This window comes from Pseudomonas sp. Soil_N_39 (assembly GCF_057655955.1).
The window spans coordinates 83,181-99,624 of sequence record NZ_JBDGLI010000007.1 but is presented as its reverse complement, the minus strand read 5'-3'; the positions used below and the strand labels follow the sequence as shown (position 1 = coordinate 99,624).

11 protein-coding genes are annotated in these 16,444 nt (G+C 61.6%); 5 read left to right on the top strand and 6 right to left on the bottom strand.

Translation table 11 applies throughout. The features are described from left to right. Positions 1–228: 228 nt before the first annotated feature. On the bottom strand, positions 229–942 hold the full coding sequence (locus AC3A5O_RS12660) for a FadR/GntR family transcriptional regulator (protein WP_487753240.1): 714 nt from the start codon (positions 940–942) through the stop codon (positions 229–231). Positions 943–1,320: 378 nt separating this feature from the next. Between AC3A5O_RS12660 and gudD the strand changes: the two genes are divergently transcribed. Then, on the top strand, positions 1,321–2,667 hold the full coding sequence (gene gudD, locus AC3A5O_RS12655; RefSeq protein ID WP_354336932.1) for a glucarate dehydratase: 1,347 nt from the start codon (positions 1,321–1,323) through the stop codon (positions 2,665–2,667). Positions 2,668–3,080: 413 nt separating this feature from the next. Here gudD and glgB read toward each other — a convergent pair whose 3' ends face one another. The 3 genes from glgB to AC3A5O_RS12640 form a co-directional block, all read right to left on the bottom strand. Beyond that, the gene (glgB, locus tag AC3A5O_RS12650; protein WP_305492042.1) at positions 3,081–5,315 is read right to left on the bottom strand and encodes a 1,4-alpha-glucan branching protein GlgB; all 2,235 of its coding nucleotides are present in this window, start codon (positions 5,313–5,315) and stop codon (positions 3,081–3,083) included. Positions 5,316–5,326: 11 nt separating this feature from the next. Further along, positions 5,327–8,671 carry a maltose alpha-D-glucosyltransferase gene (gene treS / locus AC3A5O_RS12645; protein ID WP_487753239.1) on the bottom strand — a complete coding sequence of 1,115 codons (3,345 nt, stop codon included), beginning with the start codon at positions 8,669–8,671 and terminating at the stop codon, positions 5,327–5,329. Between the two features lie 181 nt (positions 8,672–8,852). Further along, entirely contained in the window at positions 8,853–10,850 is a 1,998-nt protein-coding gene (locus AC3A5O_RS12640) for an alpha-1,4-glucan--maltose-1-phosphate maltosyltransferase (protein WP_487753238.1), read from the bottom strand. 211 nt (positions 10,851–11,061) lie between these two features. Between AC3A5O_RS12640 and AC3A5O_RS12635 the strand changes: the two genes are divergently transcribed. Next, positions 11,062–11,226: a hypothetical protein gene (locus AC3A5O_RS12635; RefSeq protein WP_163006832.1), complete on the top strand. Its 165-nt coding sequence runs from the start codon at positions 11,062–11,064 to the stop codon at positions 11,224–11,226. A 126-nt stretch (positions 11,227–11,352) separates the two neighbouring features. Here the strand turns inward: AC3A5O_RS12635 and AC3A5O_RS12630 are convergent, their stop codons facing one another. Continuing rightward, the gene (locus tag AC3A5O_RS12630) at positions 11,353–11,859 is read right to left on the bottom strand and encodes an MgtC/SapB family protein (protein ID WP_122568113.1); all 507 of its coding nucleotides are present in this window, start codon (positions 11,857–11,859) and stop codon (positions 11,353–11,355) included. 138 nt (positions 11,860–11,997) lie between these two features. Between AC3A5O_RS12630 and AC3A5O_RS12625 the strand changes: the two genes are divergently transcribed. The 3 genes from AC3A5O_RS12625 to mapR all read left to right on the top strand — a co-directional run bounded on the left by AC3A5O_RS12625 (position 11,998) and on the right by mapR (position 15,523). Further along, positions 11,998–12,231: a DUF3203 family protein gene (locus AC3A5O_RS12625; RefSeq protein WP_122568112.1), complete on the top strand. Its 234-nt coding sequence runs from the start codon at positions 11,998–12,000 to the stop codon at positions 12,229–12,231. A gap of 286 nt (positions 12,232–12,517) precedes the next feature. Next, positions 12,518–13,930, top strand: coding sequence for a cytochrome c oxidase accessory protein CcoG (ccoG, locus tag AC3A5O_RS12620; protein ID WP_305481309.1), 1,413 nt, complete (start codon positions 12,518–12,520; stop codon positions 13,928–13,930). A 183-nt stretch (positions 13,931–14,113) separates the two neighbouring features. Then, positions 14,114–15,523 (top strand): GntR family transcriptional regulator MpaR, encoded by a 1,410-nt coding sequence (gene mapR, locus AC3A5O_RS12615; protein WP_305481308.1) that lies wholly within the window; start codon positions 14,114–14,116, stop codon positions 15,521–15,523. A gap of 135 nt (positions 15,524–15,658) precedes the next feature. Here mapR and AC3A5O_RS12610 read toward each other — a convergent pair whose 3' ends face one another. Next, on the bottom strand, positions 15,659–16,405 hold the full coding sequence (locus tag AC3A5O_RS12610; RefSeq protein ID WP_122568108.1) for an SDR family oxidoreductase: 747 nt from the start codon (positions 16,403–16,405) through the stop codon (positions 15,659–15,661). Positions 16,406–16,444 lie beyond the last annotated feature (39 nt).

Below are 16,444 nucleotides of genomic sequence, written 5' to 3'. Positions count from 1 at the left end.
CAGAACTATCCACGCCCCTCCTGTGGGAAGCGGTGGGTCAGTTATGGAGATGTTGGCTGTGCTGCCGCCATCGCGAGCAAGCTCGCTCCCACAGGGGTTCCGAGGTGTTCTCAGGTATCGCATGCACCACAGTTTTTTTCGAGGTGTTCTCAGGTAGCAAATGCACCACAGATCCCTTGTGGGAGCGAGCTTGCTCGCGATGGCGGTGGGTCAGGCGACGATGAACCGTCAGGCCCCCGCGCCAAACCGGTCACGGCTGTTGGTCAGGTGCAGCCACATGGCGGCGCGGGCGGCGTCCGGGTCCTGGCGTTTGATGGCGTTGAAGATCGCCTCGTGCTCAAGGTTGGCCCATTGTGCCAGCTTGCTCAGATCGGCCTGGCCACGCTCGACCACGTTCACTCGGGTCCTGGGGATCATCGCACTGCCCAGGTGCTGCATGATTTCGACAAAACAGGCATTGTTCGTAGCTTCGGCGATGAGCAGATGGAAACGCCGGTCGGCTTCGACACAGCTGTCGTTGTTGTTGGACAACCGCTGATAGTCGTCCAGCGCCTGGCGCATCTGCTGCAGCTGGTGTTCGCTGCGGCGCTGGGCCGCCAAGGCGACGGCCTGGGTTTCCAGGCCCAGGCGCAGTTCCAGGATCGCCCGCACCCCTGCCGCAGTGTCGACATTAAGGCGCAACCCTGGCTCGCCGGTTTGCGCCAGCACGAAGGTGCCGATGCCGTGCCGGGTCTCTACCAGCCCCGAAGCCTGCAATTTGGAAATCGCCTCGCGCACCACCGTCCGGCTGACGCCATGGGCCTGCACAATGGCCCCCTCCGATGGCAGCTTCTCGCCCGGCTTCAACTGCCCCAGCAAGATGCTCTGGCTCAGCTTCGTCACCAGGTCATGGGCCAGGTTGTGGGTACGCTTGCGCAGGGGCGCGTCGGTGTCTTGCGGCATCGCCGGGGTTCCTTGAAAACAGGCTGTCTGATCGTATCACCAGCGAGCGCGGTAAATCTCACCGCCGATCCATCAACTTGTATGACAACACTCAAGATCAGCTCATTTCAGCCTGAGATCATCTTTTAAAAAACGGCTTCGCACGGGCGATGAAAACGCTGAATAAAATCATAATCGCCGGAAAAACCCAGCAAACACGGCATAAAACCCCGATTCACCCAATCCAATGATGCTGAAAAACAGCTTGTTATTCGAAAAAATCAAGTTGTATGATGTCCATCAACATCAGCACCTGTGCGATGCCCCGCATAAAAATAACGAGTGGGAGAAAAACCAGTGAACACATCCAGCTTCAACGCGAATACCGAAGCAGGTCCGGTGGCGAGCCTTTCAGAAACCAGCAAAGCCCCGATCATCACCAGCATGCAGGTCGTGCCGGTGGCCGGCCATGACGGCATGCTGCTGAACCTCAGCGGCGCCCATGGCCCGTTCTTCACCCGCAACATTGTCATTCTCAAGGACAACGCCGGCCACACCGGCGTGGGCGAGGTGCCCGGCGGCGAGCGCATTCGCCAGACCCTCGAAGACGCCCGCTCGCTGGTGGTCGGCAGCCCCATCGGCACGTACCAGAAGATCCTCAACACGGTGCGCCAGGCCTTCGCCGACCGCGATGCCGGCGGCCGTGGCTTGCAGACCTTCGACCTGCGCATCACCATCCACGCGGTCACCGGCCTGGAAGCGGCGCTGCTGGATCTACTCGGCCAACATCTGGACGTACCGGTCGCCGCCCTGCTCGGCGAAGGCCAGCAACGCGACGAAGTGAAAATGCTCGGCTACCTGTTTTACGTCGGCGATCGCCAGCAGACCGACCTGGCCTATCGCAGCGAACCGGACGCCGACAACGACTGGTTCCGCGTCCGTCACGAGAAGGCCCTGGACGCCGCCGCCGTGGTCCGCCTGGCCGAAGCGGCCCAGGCTCGCTATGGCTTCCAGGACTTCAAGCTCAAGGGCGGCGTGCTCCAAGGCGACGCAGAAATCGAAGCGGTCACGGCACTGGCCGAGCGCTTTCCCCAGGCACGCATCACCCTGGACCCGAACGGCGCCTGGTCACTCAAGGAAGCGATCCGTTTGTGCCGCGACCAACATAAGGTGCTGGCCTATGCCGAGGACCCTTGTGGTGCCGAGAACGGCTATTCGGGGCGCGAGGTCATGGCCGAGTTCCGCCGCGCCACGGGCCTCAAGACCGCGACCAACATGATCGCCACCGACTGGCGCGAGATGGGCCACGCCATCACCTTGCAGTCCGTGGACATTCCCCTGGCCGATCCGCATTTCTGGACCATGCAGGGTTCCGTGCGAGTGGCGCAGATGTGCAACGAATGGGGCCTGACCTGGGGCTCGCACTCCAACAACCACTTCGACATTTCCCTGGCGATGTTCACCCACGTGGCCGCCGCCGCACCGGGCGACATCACCGCCATCGACACTCACTGGATCTGGCAGGACGGCCAGCGGCTGACCAAGGCGCCCTTGCAGATCCAGGGCGGCTGCGTGCAGGTGCCGAAAAAACCGGGGCTAGGGATCGAGCTGGACACCGACCAACTGGCCAAGGCCCATGAGCTGTACAAAGGCATGGGCCTGGGGGCGCGGGACGATGCGGTAGCGATGCAGTTCCTGATTCCGGGCTGGACGTTCAACAACAAGCAACCGTGCCTGGTTCGTTAAAGCGACCAATACCCCTTGCTTGAAGTCACCCACGACTTCTTGTGGGAGCGAGCTTGCTCGCGATGACGGTGGGTCAGCCACATTGATGTCGACTGACACTTCGCTATCGCGAGCAAGCTCGCTCCCACATTGGGTCTATGGAGCCCATGAGCTGGAAGTCACCCACGACTTCTTGTGGGAACGAGCTTGCTCGCGATGACAGTGGGTCAGCCACATTGATGTCGACTGACACTCCGCTATCGCGAGCAAGCTCGCTCCCACATTGGGTCTATGGAGCCCATGAGCTGGAAGTCACCCATGACTCCCTGTGGGAGCGAGCTTGCTCGCGATGACGGCGGCACATCCAACATCGCCTTCTCAGGCAGACCGCATCGCGAGCAGGCTCGCTCCCACAGGGGACTGTGTAATCAGATCTAGCCCTCCGGCCGCAGGATCAACACCGCCAACGGCGGCAGGTTGAGTTCCAGGGACAAGGCCTGGCCGTGGCTGGGCACTTCTTCGGTGGAGGCACCACCGCCGTTGCCGTAGTTGGAACCGGCGTAGGTGTCGGCATCGCTGTTGAGCAATTCGACCCAGCGCCCGGCGAACGGCACGCCGACCCGGTAGGCCTCGCGCGGCACCGGGGTGAAGTTGGCGACCACCAGCACCGGCCGGCCCTCCTTGCTCCAGCGCAGCCAGGCGTAAACGCTGTTGAGCGCATCGTCGCCAATCAACCATTGAAACCCCTGCGGCGCGTCATCCTGGTCATGCAGCGCCGGCTCTTCCCGATAGAGCCGGTTCAGATCGCTCACCAGCTTCTGCACGCCCCGGTGCTCAGGATATTGCAGCAGGTACCAGTCCAACTGCTGATCGTGGTTCCACTCGCGCCATTGGCCGAACTCACAGCCCATGAACAACAGTTTCTTGCCGGGATGGCCCCACATGAAACTGAGGTAGGCCCTGAGGTTGGCGAATTTCTGCCAGCGGTCACCGGGCATCTTGTCGATCAGCGAGCGTTTGCCATGGACCACTTCGTCGTGGGAAATCGGCAGCACGAAACGCTCGGACCAGGCATATACCAGACCGAAGCTCAGTTCGTTGTGGTGATGGGCGCGGTACACCGGGTCTTGCTGGATGTAATGCAGCGAATCGTGCATCCAGCCCATGTTCCACTTGTAGGCGAAACCCAGGCCACCTTGCTGGGTGCTCTGGCTGACCCCCGGCCACGCCGTGGACTCTTCGGCGATGACCAGCGCGCCAGGAGTTTCCAGCGCCACCACATCGTTGAGGTGCCGCAAAAAATCGATGGCTTCAAGGTTTTCCCGGCCGCCGTGGCGGTTGGGTACCCACTCGCCAGCCTTGCGCGAATAGTCGCGGTACAACATCGAGGCCACGGCATCCACCCGCAGGCCATCGACGTGGAAATGCTTGAGCCAGTGCAGCGCCGACGCCAGCATGAAACCGTGCACTTCGGTGCGGCCCAGGTTGTAGATCAGCGTATCCCAATCCTGGTGGAAACCCTCCAGCGGGTTGCCGTATTCGTACAGTGCGGTGCCGTCGAACTGGGCCAGGCCGTGGGTATCGGTGGGAAAATGCGCCGGCACCCAGTCGAGGATGACCCCGATATTGGCCTGGTGGCAGGCGTTGATGAACGCGGCGAAATCGTCGGGCGAACCGAAGCGTGCCGTTGGCGCGAATTGCGACAGCGGCTGATAGCCCCAGGAGCCACCAAATGGGTGTTCCATGATCGGCATCAGCTCAATGTGAGTGAAGCCCAGATCCTTGACGTACGGAATCAGCCGCTCGGCCATTTCATGCCAGTTGTATTGCCGGGCCACCTCCCCCGCTTCGTCGATTTCGCACTGCCAGGAGCCGGCGTGCAATTCATAGATCGACAATGGCGCGCCCGGTAGCTGGCGTTCGCGACGGTTTTGCATCCACTCGTCGTCCTGCCACTCGATCTTCAAAGGTGCAGCGACTTTCGACGCCGTATCCGGCGGCATTTGCGTGGCCAACGCCACCGGGTCGGCCTTGAGGGGCAGAATGCCGTGGGCCCCAAGGATTTCATACTTGTAGCCTTCGCCGGAGCCAAGCCTCGGGATGAAGATCTCCCACACGCCGGATGGATAGCGGATACGCATCGGATGCCGGCGCCCATCCCAGACGTTGAAATCCCCGACCACCGAGACACGCCGGGCATTCGGCGCCCAGACCGCGAAACGCACGCCGTCGATACCGTCGACGGTGGTCAGTTGCGCGCCGAGGCAGGAGCTGAGGTCGCGGTGATTACCCTCGGCAAACAGGTAAAGGTCCATCTCCCCCAGCAGCGGCCCGAAGCTGTACGGGTCCTCCGCCACTTGCTCGCCGCCGGCCCAGCGAGTGCGCAGCAAGTACGCCTGGGCGCGATCGAAATGGCCGACGAACAACCCCGGGGTTTCGGTCTGTTGCAGGTCACCGAGCTCTTCACCGCCGTCGCGAGCGAGCACCTGCACGCTCAACGCGCCGGGCAGGTAAGCCCGGATGAATTGCCCGCCCGCACCGTCGCCATGGGGGCCAAGGATGGAAAACGGGTCATGGTGTTCGGCGCGCACCAGCGCGTCGATGTCATGGGGGGCCGGCAGCAATGACTCTTTGGCCTGCCCCTGGGGTTCTTTGTTCGAGACACTCATGATTCTCTCCACTAAATCGGTCCGGCTAAGTCGGAAAAGGGTTTCAGCCCACTCAATAACCCGTACAGACCGTGCAAAGGCACGGGCAGCCAGGCGGGGCGATTCTCGGCTTCATAGGCCACTTCATAGGCCGCCTTCTCCAGGCCGAACAACGCCAGCGCAGCGTCTTCGCCTTCAGCATCCTTCCATTCATGAGCAAGACTAGCTGCCGCCAGTCGATATGCTTGGACAAATGCCTCGCGGGCCTCTTTTAAATAACGATCTGCCACCCGTTGCCGCGCCGCATCGGCATCGGCGGTGCTGTCGACAGTGTTCAAATGGATCGCCATGGCGGCGGCGTAATCGAAGGAACGCAATACGCCACTGACGTCCTTGTACGGGCTGTGCTTGCCCCGACGTTCATGCAGCGGCCGTGCGGGCTCGCCTTCGAAGTCGATCAGGTAGGCGTCGCCCTTGATCACCAGCACCTGCCCCAAGTGCAGGTCGCCGTGGACGCGGATACGCAAGCCACCGACAGCCTTGCCGGCCAACGCCTGGATATGGGCCAGGACGGTTTTCTTGTGCTCCATCAAACGTGCGACCATGGCCTGGTCCGCCGGGTTCAATTGGCCCTGGTTCTGCTTGAGCAGACGCAAGGCGTTTTCCACTTGCGCGGTCACGTCCTTGCCGATGGCCTGGGCTTCCTTGGCATTGGTGGCCTGGGGAGCGAAGTCCGGATCGTCGGTGGCTTGGGCCAGCACCTGGTGCATTTCCCCCAGGCGTTGACCGAGCATGCCGGCAAAATCCTTCAGCTCGCCCAAGGCATTGTAGTGTTGCTCCTGTTCGGACACGGCATCGGCCAACTCATCACGCAACGCACGTTCGAGGTTGTTCTGGGTCCATTCCCACGCATCGCCCTGGTTGCTCAAATAGCCCTGGGCAATCATCAACAGCGCATCCTCGCCCTGGGCATCGCGGCGGATCACCGACCCCAGCAGCGGTGAGATATTGCTGAAGCCCGCAGCCGTCAGATAGGCACTCATCTCCAGTTCCGGATGCACGCCCGAGGCGACTTTGCGGATCAGCTTGAGCACCAGGCTGCCGCCGACCACCACCGAACTGTTGGACTGCTCGGCGGACAGGTAACGCACTTCCGGCTCAGCCCCCAGGTTCAACGCGCTCAGGCCTTCGGTGGGCTCGAACCGCAATTCACCTTCGGTGCAGGGCAGCACCGTACCGGCCTGCATGCCTTGCAGCACGGCCCGTATGAAATGTTCCAAGCTGAACGCATCGGTGATCAAACCGACTTGGCGAACCCTGCGCACGCGGGACAATGCCAATTGCTGTGGCAACGCCGCGCCCACCTGATCTTCAGGTAGCAGGCCGAACGGCAGTTGATAGCGCAAGGTCTGGCCAGCACTGGTGACGTCGATTTCGCTGAGCAGCACCGGATGCTGCGGATCGCCGAAGCGCACGCCATAGACAATATTGACCTTCTCGATCGCACTGTCCTTGCCAGCGAACCAGCGGCGGTTCTGCAACCAGCTCGGCAGGATGGTCTGCTCCAGGGTGGTGCGCGACGGCGCTTCGAGCAACTCTTCCAGGCGTTTTTTCAACACAAGGGTGGTGAAGTCCGGCAGGCTTTGGGCCGGTTCCACATGCCAGCTCGGCATCTGGTTTTCGGCGGCCAGGGCGAACCAGTAGAAGCCGTACGGTGGCAGGGTCAGCAGGAAATTCAGCTGGCCGATGGGTGGGAAGGCATTGCCGCCCAACATTTCCACCGGAACCATGCCGGCGTAGGCCGACAGGTCCAGCTCGGCAGCCTGCGCACTGCGGGACACGTTGGCCACGCACAGGATGATTTCGTGCTTGCCATCGGGCCCGGTGTATTCGCGGGTATACGCCAGGATCCGACGATTGCTCGGCGAGAGCATCTTCAACGTGCCCCGGCCAAAGGCCTTGGATTGCTTGCGTACCGCCAGCATTCGCCGGGTCCAGTTGAGCAGCGAGTGCGGGTCGCCGGCCTGGGTTTCGACGTTGACCGACTGGTAGCCGTATTGCGGATCCATGATCGGCGGCAGCACCAGGCTGGCCGGGTCGGCCCGGGAGAAACCGCCGTTGCGGTCAATGGACCACTGCATCGGTGTGCGCACGCCATCGCGGTCGCCCAGGTAGATGTTGTCGCCCATGCCGATTTCATCGCCGTAATACAACGTCGGCGTGCCGGGCATCGACAGCAGCAGGCTGTTGAGCAATTCCACGCGGCGACGATCACGCTCCATCAACGGTGCCAGGCGTCGGCGAATCCCCAGGTTGATCCGCGCCCGACGATCGGCCGCGTAGTAGTTCCACAGGTAATCGCGCTCCTTGTCGGTGACCATCTCCAGGGTCAGCTCATCGTGGTTGCGCAGGAAAATCGCCCACTGGCAGTTGGCGGGGATCTCCGGAGTCTGGCGCAGGATGTCGGTGATGGGGAAACGGTCTTCCTGGGCCAGCGCCATGTACATGCGCGGCATCAACGGGAAGTGGAACGCCATGTGGCACTCGTCACCATTCATTCCCTCGGCATCCACATCGCCGAAGTACAGTTGGGTATCTTCCGGCCACTGGTTGGCTTCGGCCAGCAGCATGCGGTCGGGGTAGTTGGCGTCGATCTCGGCACGGATCTGCTTGAGGACGTCGTGGGTCTCAGGCAGGTTTTCGTTGTTGGTGCCGTCGCGCTCGATCAGGTATGGAATGGCGTCCAGGCGCAGGCCGTCGATGCCCATGTCCAGCCAGTAGCGCATCACCGACAACACGGCCTTGATCACCTGTGGATTATCGAAGTTGAGGTCGGGCTGGTGGGAGTAGAAACGGTGCCAGAAGTACTGGCCGGCCACCGGGTCCCAGGTCCAGTTGGATTTCTCGGTGTCGAGGAAAATGATCCGCGTACCGTCGTACTTGTGATCGTCGTCGGACCAGACGTAGAAATCCCGCGCTGCCGAACCCGGCTTGGCCTTGCGCGCGCGCTGGAACCACGGATGCTGATCCGAGGTGTGGTTGATGACCAGCTCGGTAATGACCCGCAGGTTGCGCTTGTGGGCTTCGGCAATGAACCGCCGCGCATCGGCCATGGTGCCGTAGTCGGGGCTGACGCCACGGTATTCGGCAATGTCATAACCGTCGTCGCGCCGCGGCGAAGGATAGAAAGGCAACAGCCAGATGGTGTTGACGCCCAGGTCGGCGATGTAGTCGAGCTTCTCGATCAGGCCGGGAAAGTCGCCGATCCCGTCGTTGTTGGAGTCGAAATAGGATTTTACGTGGACCTGGTAAATCACCGCGTCCTTGTACCAGAGCGGGTCTTTGATAAAGGTGGCAGACCGGGGTTTCTTCGCCATTTGCAACTCCTGATAATTCATTAAAGCCGCGGGATACAGGCTTGTGAGATCTTTTTGTGGCGAGGGGATTCAGCGAAACCGTACCGCTTTGTGGGAGCAAAGCTTGCTCGCGATACAGGGCGCCTCCGTTCCTCAGGAGACCGCGTCATCTTCATCGCGGGCAAGCCTTGCTCCCACAGCGTCACGCCACACTGATCCGCCAGATCCCGAACGGCTGGTTCGCCGGGTCAATGCGCATGAACTGATACTTGCCATACCAGGTCCAGCGGTGCCCGCTCATCAAATCCTCGCCCTGGGTCTGGGCATCGTCCGGCAAGCCCATCTCCCACAGCGGCAATTCGAAATTGGCTTCCTGCGGGTTGTGCGGATCAAGGCTCACCGCCACCAGGATGAAATTGCTGCCATCGGCTGTGCGCTTGCCGAAATAGAGAATGTTGTCGTTCCAGGCGTTATAGATTTTCAGGCCCAGGTGGCTATGCAGCGCTGGGTTCTGTCGGCGGATGCGGTTGAGCTGGGCGATCTCGGCAACGATGTTGCCCGGCGCGGTGAAGTCGCGAGGACGAATCTCGTACTTCTCCGAATCGAGGTATTCCTCCTTGCCCGGTACCGGGGCCGATTCGCACAGTTCGAAGCCCGAATACATGCCCCACAGGCCTGAGCCCATCGTTGCCAAGGCCGCACGGATCAAGAAGCCCGGGCGCCCCGACTCATGGAGAAAGGCCGGGTTGATGTCTGGCGTGTTGACGAAAAAATTCGGTCGGTAGCATTCGCGCCAAGGCGATTCATTGAGTTCGCTGAAGTAAGTCGCCAGTTCGGCCTTGCTGTTGCGCCAGGTGAAATAGGTGTAGCTCTGGGAATAACCGACCTTGCCCAGGCGCGCCATCATCGCCGGGGTGGTGAACGCTTCAGCCAGGAAGATCACTTCGGGGTATTGAGCCCGGACATCGGCGATCAGCCATTGCCAGAACGGCAGCGGCTTGGTGTGCGGGTTGTCGACGCGGAATATCTTCACGCCTTCATTGACCCAACCCACCACGATGTCCCGCAGCTCCAGCCATAGGCTAGGAATCGCATCCGCCGCATAGAAGTCGACGTTGACGATGTCCTGGTATTTCTTCGGCGGGTTTTCCGCGTATTTGATCGTGCCGTCCGGCCGCCAGCTGAACCAGCCCGGGTGTTGCTTGAGCCACGGGTGATCCTGGGAACACTGGATCGCAAAGTCGAGGGCGATTTCCAGGCCGTGGTCCGCAGCTGCCGCCACCAGACGCCGGAAGTCCTCGCGGCTGCCCAATTGCGGGTGAATGGCCTCGTGCCCGCCCTCCTCGCTGCCGATGGCATAAGGGCTGCCCGGGTCGTCGGGGCCGGCGGTGAGGGAGTTGTTCGGACCTTTGCGGAAACTGCGACCGATGGGGTGGATCGGCGGGAAGTACAGCACGTCGAAGCCCATATCCTGGATCACCGCCAGGCGCGAATGCACGTCGTTGAAGGTGCCGTGGCGAGCGGGACTATCAGTGATCGAGCGCGGAAACAACTCGTACCAACTGGCAAATTCGGCCAGTTTGCGCTCCACGTCCAACGGGTACTGAGGGCTGATGCTCAGGTAAGGCCGGTGGTCGGCCTGTGACATGAGATCGGCGCTGCGCGGCGCCAGGAACAGTGCCACCTGTTCGGCCGGCAACAGGCCGGAGAGTTCGTGGTGCAATGCGGCCAGCTGTTCGCTCAGCTCGCCTTCGCTGCGCTCGGAGGCCATCTGCACTTGATTGCGCCCTTCCTGCAGCTCCAGGCTGATAGGCACCCCGGCGCCGAACTTCTTCTCCAGTTCGTAGCGAAAGCTGGCGAACTGATCGATCCAGGCTTCGATACAGAACACATAACGGCCCTGCTCCGGCACAGTGAACTGACCGTGCCAGCCGTTATTGCCCAGGTCACTCATGACCTCGCTGTTCCATACCTCGTCCTGCTGCGAACGCCAGCGAATGCGCACCGCCAGCTTGTCGTGACCGTCGGCGAACACTTTACTGGTCACCGTCACGTCCTGTCCGGCCACGGCCTTGGCGGCAAATTGCCCGCCGTCGATCACCGGCATGGTGTTTTCAATCGCGATACGCGGTAACAACAAGGCTTGAGACAACGGCAAATGCGGGTTGCAGGCCAGGTCAGACGGGTGTTCAGCAGTCATCGAGCATCGCTCCTTTTACGCCCCATGGACGCGCTTGTGGCGGTAAAGGCCCAACGGGTCCCTGAAAAAAACTCACTTAAACTCCGAACCGGGACGACGGCTAAAAGTTCAGCGGGATTTGCCCTCGATGCATCCGGGATCAAAGCCGGCGCAGGATGGTCAACAACAATAAGCACGACTCAAGCCATGTGCGTTACGGAGACCCGTCCCGATGAACATTCCCATCCCGGCCGAAACACCCGATCCGAACATCGACGACCCGACCTTGCCCCCGCCCGGCCCTGATCCGGAACCGATTCCAGAGAAAGACCCACCGCTGGACCCACAACCGCCCAAGGGTGACCCGCCCAACGAGAATGTGCCAGAACAGGCTTGAATCAATGGCCTGATGGCAATTCCCTGTGGGCGCGAGCTTGCTCGCGATAGCGGAGTGTCATTCAGCATAGTGGCTAGCTGATCCTCCACCATCGCGAGCAAGCTCGCTCCCACAGGTTTTATGTATTCAGGCTGATGGTTTGTCGTCCTTCTCCAGCGCCCGGACAATCACCGGCATCACACTGAAGATCGCCAGCGCCAGCACCGTGCTGAGCACCGCGGTGGCTTCCCGGCCCAGCCCGGCCGCAACGCCGATTGCGGCGGTCATCCAGAGGCCGGCCGCCGTGGTCAGGCCTTTGACGTGACTTTCGTCGCCATCGTTGTTTTTTAGGATGGTGCCGGCGCCAAGAAAACCGATGCCAGCGACCACGCCTTGGATCACCCGGCTCATGGCGTCGGCCTGGGACCCGGACATCTGTGGCACCAATACAAACAGCGCCGCCCCCAAGGCCACGAGCATGTGGGTTCGCACGCCGGCGGCCTTGCCCTTGTGTTCGCGCTCGAAACCCAGGATGCCGCCCAGCAACGCGGCCATGACCAGGCGCACCGTGACCCGGGTCATCTGCTGGGCATCGGTGATATCGGCGAACTCCGCCTGCAGGGTTATCCAGACTTCATGCCACCAGGCTTCCATGGACCGTCCTCTTTTTCCATTCGATAAACGATGGACCGCAAGCGAAGCCAGAGGTGCGCCTGACCGCTGATCAGGCGTAACGAACCCTGGCTACCGGGCCGCGCCTAATGTTCAGGACATAACGAAGGAAGTGCTGCCATGCCTATAAGTATCAAAAACCAGACCTGCCATTTCGACAGCCTCCCCGGCTCGCCACAGCGCCCCGCCAGCGAGCTGACCATCATCACCGACCCGGACAAGGCCATGTCCGCCGTGGAGATCAATGGCGACCGCGTCTACATCACCGAGGCCGAAGCCGAAGCCCTGACCGTGGCCGGCGCGACCGACGGGCGCAAGCACCTGAAGGCCACGGACAGCGGCTCGGCGATCTGAGCCTGTTGACGCCTCTGCGAGGTATTCAATCTGTGGGAGCAAAGCTTGCTCGCGATAAGAACAACACGATACCTCTTGAACCGAGGTGCCTGTATCGCGAGCAAGCTTTGCTCCCACAGATCCTTGGCACAGATGTTGTTCGCTCCCCCTCGGGTGCATCAAAGTGTCGCAGCGCCTGGGCTTCGCGGCATCTGATCCGGTTTTTATCGAAACACCTGAGTCTGTTATGCAAACAGTTCCATGGTCATAGTGCGCCGGCCAGATAGAGGCTGATGAGCGACCGACCATGAGCGATAGAATCCCCGTCCAGTTGATACAGACGTTCGAACCTGCGCCAACGAAGATCAAGGCCAGGACCACCGACAACCTGATCCACACCCGCAGCTTCACCGGCTTGTTCCGCACCTTGCGCATCAGCGGTGCGGGGGTTCTGTTCTTGCTGTTCTTTGGCACGGTGTGGTTGAACTGGGGCGGCCGCCAGGCGGTGCTCTGGGACCTTTCCGAAAGCAAGTTCCACATCTTTGGCGCGACCTTCTGGCCCCAGGATTTCATCCTGCTGTCGGCCCTGTTGATCATCGCCGCCTTCGGCCTGTTTGCGATCACCGTGTTTGCCGGTCGCGTGTGGTGCGGCTACACCTGCCCACAGAGCTCCTGGACCTGGCTGTTCATGTGGTGCGAGAAAATCACCGAAGGCGAGCGCAACCAGCGGATCAAGCTGCAAGCAGCCCCCTGGGGCCTGAACAAACTGTTGCGCCGCAGCGCCAAGCACACTTTGTGGCTGGCCATCAGCCTGCTCACCGGCCTGACGTTCGTGGGCTACTTCACACCGATCCGCCCCTTGGCCGAAGAACTGCTGACCTTGCAAATGGCGGGCGTGAGCCTGTTCTGGGTGCTGTTCTTTACCGCCGCCACCTACCTCAACGCCGGCTGGCTGCGGGAAGCGGTGTGCATGCATATGTGCCCCTATGCACGCTTTCAGAGCGTGATGTTCGACAAGGACACCTTGACCATCTCCTACGACACGGCCCGCGGCGAAATCCGCGGCCCGCGCAAACGCGAGGTGAAGCCGGCCAATATCGGCCTGGGCGACTGCATCGACTGCCAGATGTGCGTGCAGGTCTGCCCCACCGGCATCGACATCCGCGACGGCTTGCAGATGGAATGCATTGGCTGCGCGGCCTGCATCGATGCCTGCGACTCGATCATGGACAAGATGGGCTACGCCCGTGGCTTGATCAAATACACCTCCGAACATCAATTGCAGGGGGGCAAGACTCACCTGCTCAGGCCTCGGCTGATCGGCTATACCGCCGTGCTGCTGGTGATGATCGGCGCACTGGCCGTGGCCCTGGTGCAACGGCCCATGGTGTCGCTGGATGTCAGCAAGGACCGTGGCCTGTTCCGCGAAAACAGCGCCGGCCAGATCGAGAACATCTACAGCCTGAAAATCATCAACAAGACCCAGCAGCGCCAGGACTATCACCTGTCCCTGGTGGACGGCGACGGCTTCGTCCTGCAGGGCAAGACCCAACTGAGCCTGGCCCCGGGGGAAATCGTCGATGTGCCGGTGTCGGTGGCGATGCTCAGCGAACGGCCCGACAAAGGTTCCCAGGCAATGACATTCAAGGTCGTCGACAGTGACGAGCCGGGCATCTACAGCGTGGCCCAGAGCCGTTTTGTCGCACCGATGAATCGTTGAAGCTTTAAGATGCGAGCACCCTGTGGGAGCGAGCCTGTGGGAGCAAAGCTTGCTCGCGATACAGGCGACACAAAATCAACAGTAAGGTCGCATCATCGTTCTTCGCGAGCAAGCTTTGCTCCCACAAGCTCGCTCCCACAGTTTAAAAGCGCAAATCACGCGTCACTCGAGACTGAGCCTGCCATGAAACGCTACGAGAAATTTGCCGACGACATCGCTGAACTGATCCGCTCGGGCATGCTGGGGCCGGGCCAGCGCGTGCCGTCGGTGCGCTACGCCAGCCAGACCTACGGCGTCAGCCCATCTACCGTGTTCCAGGCCTACTACCTGCTTGAGCGACGCGGCATGATCCGGGCCCGGCCGCGCTCCGGCTACTTCGTCAACACCCATGCACCGAGCCCGTTTTCCGAGCCGGCAATCAGCAGCCAGGTGCACGAGTCCACCGAAGTCGACGTCAGCGAACTGGTGTTTTCGGTCCTGGACTCGATCAAAGACCCGGCCACCGTACCGTTCGGCTCGGCATTCCCCAGCCCGACGCTGTTCCCGCTGCAACGGCTGTCCCGCTCGCTGTCCAGCGCAACACGGGACATGGACCCAAGGGTCGTGGTCACGGACATGTCGCCAGGCAATCCACAATTGCGTCGCCAGATCGCCCTGCGCTACATGGTCGGCGGGCTGATGCTGCCCATGGAGGAACTGCTGGTCACCAACGGTGCCCTGGAGGCCTTGAACCTGTGCCTGCAAGCCGTGACCGAGCCCGGCGACCTGGTGGCGATCGAGGCACCGGCGTTCTATGCCAGCCTGCAGGTGCTGGAACGGCTCAAGCTCAAAGCCGTGGAGATTCCCGTCCACCCACGCGACGGCATCGACCTGGACGTGCTGGAGCAGACGCTGGAGCGTCACCCGATCAAGGCGTGTTGGTGCATGACCAGTTTCCAGAACCCCATGGGCGCGACTATGCCCGAGGAACGGAAACAGGCATTGGTGGAACTGCTGCGCCGCCATCAAGTGCCGCTGATCGAGGACGACGTCTACGCCGAACTCTATTACGGACAACAGGCCCCCAAGCCCGCCAAGGCGTTCGACACTGAAGGATTGGTGATGCATTGCGGTTCGTTCGCCAAGAGCCTGGCACCGGGTTATCGCATCGGCTGGGTCGCCGCCGGGCGCTACGCGCAGAAGATTGAACGGCTCAAGCTCATGACCTCGCTGTGCGCCTCGATGCCAGCCCAGGCCGCCATCGCCGACTACCTGCAACACGGCGGCTACGACCGTCACCTGCGCAAACTGCGCTACGCCCTGGAAGAACAGCAAAACGCAATGCTCGCCGCCATCGCCCGCTATTTCCCGGCCCAGACTCGGGTCAGCCAGCCGGCGGGCGGTTACTTCCTGTGGCTGGAGCTGCCGGAGCGGATGGACTCGCTGAAGCTGTTCCAGATGGCCCTGGCCCAGGGCATCAGCATCGCCCCGGGGCCGATCTTTTCACCGACCCGGCGTTTCAGGAATTGCATCCGCCTGAACTATGGCAGCCCGTGGACCGAAGTCTCGGAAAAGGCCATGGAGACGTTGGGGCGGATTATTCGGTCGTTTTGATATTGGGTTGTCTGTCAGAGCGCCATCGCGAGCAAGCTCGCTCCCACAGGGATTTGCGGTGAAATGAATAACTCAGCAGCCCTCATGTGGGAGCGAGCTTGCTCGCGATGAGGCCAGAACAGACACCCCAAGACCTCAGCGCCCCCCACCCAGATCCACAAACGTCCCGGTCGCATACGAAGCCTTGTCCGACAGCAGCCAGATAATCGCCTCGGCCACTTCATCCGGACGACCGCCCCGAGCCATGGGAATCGCCGACTCCAGCTTGCTGACCCGGTCCGGGTCGCCGCTCAGGGCGTGGAAATCGGTGTAGATATAACCGGGACGCACCGCGTTGACGCGGATGCCTTCGCCGGCCACTTCCTTGGACAGGCCAATGGTGAAGGTGTCCAACGCGCCCTTGGAGGCCGCGTAGTCGACGTACTCCCCCGGCGCCCCCAGGCGGGCAGCCACCGACGAGACGTTGACGATGCTGCCGCCCTGGCCGCCATGCTTGGGCGACATGCGCAGCACCGCATGCTTGGCGCACAAGATCGGCCCCAACACGTTGGTCTTCAGGATCTTGAGAATGCGGAATTCGGACATCTCATCGAGTCGGGACTTGTGGGCAACCGTGCCGGCGTTGTTCACCAGGGCGGTGACGCGGCCCAGTTCGGCGTCCACCCGGTCGAACAGGCCGATCACTTCGTCTTCGATGCTCACATCGGCTCGCACGGCAATCGCCTGCGCGCCCTTGGCCCGGACCTGTTCAAGCACCTCTTGCGCGGCACTTTCATCGGACTGGTAGTTGATGCAGATCCGATAGCCCAACTCGGCAGCCAACAGCGCCGTAGCGGCCCCGATTCCGCGGCCGCCACCGGTGATGACGATGACTTTATCCACGCTTGCTTCTCCCATTCCACGGATAGAGGTCCGGCCCAA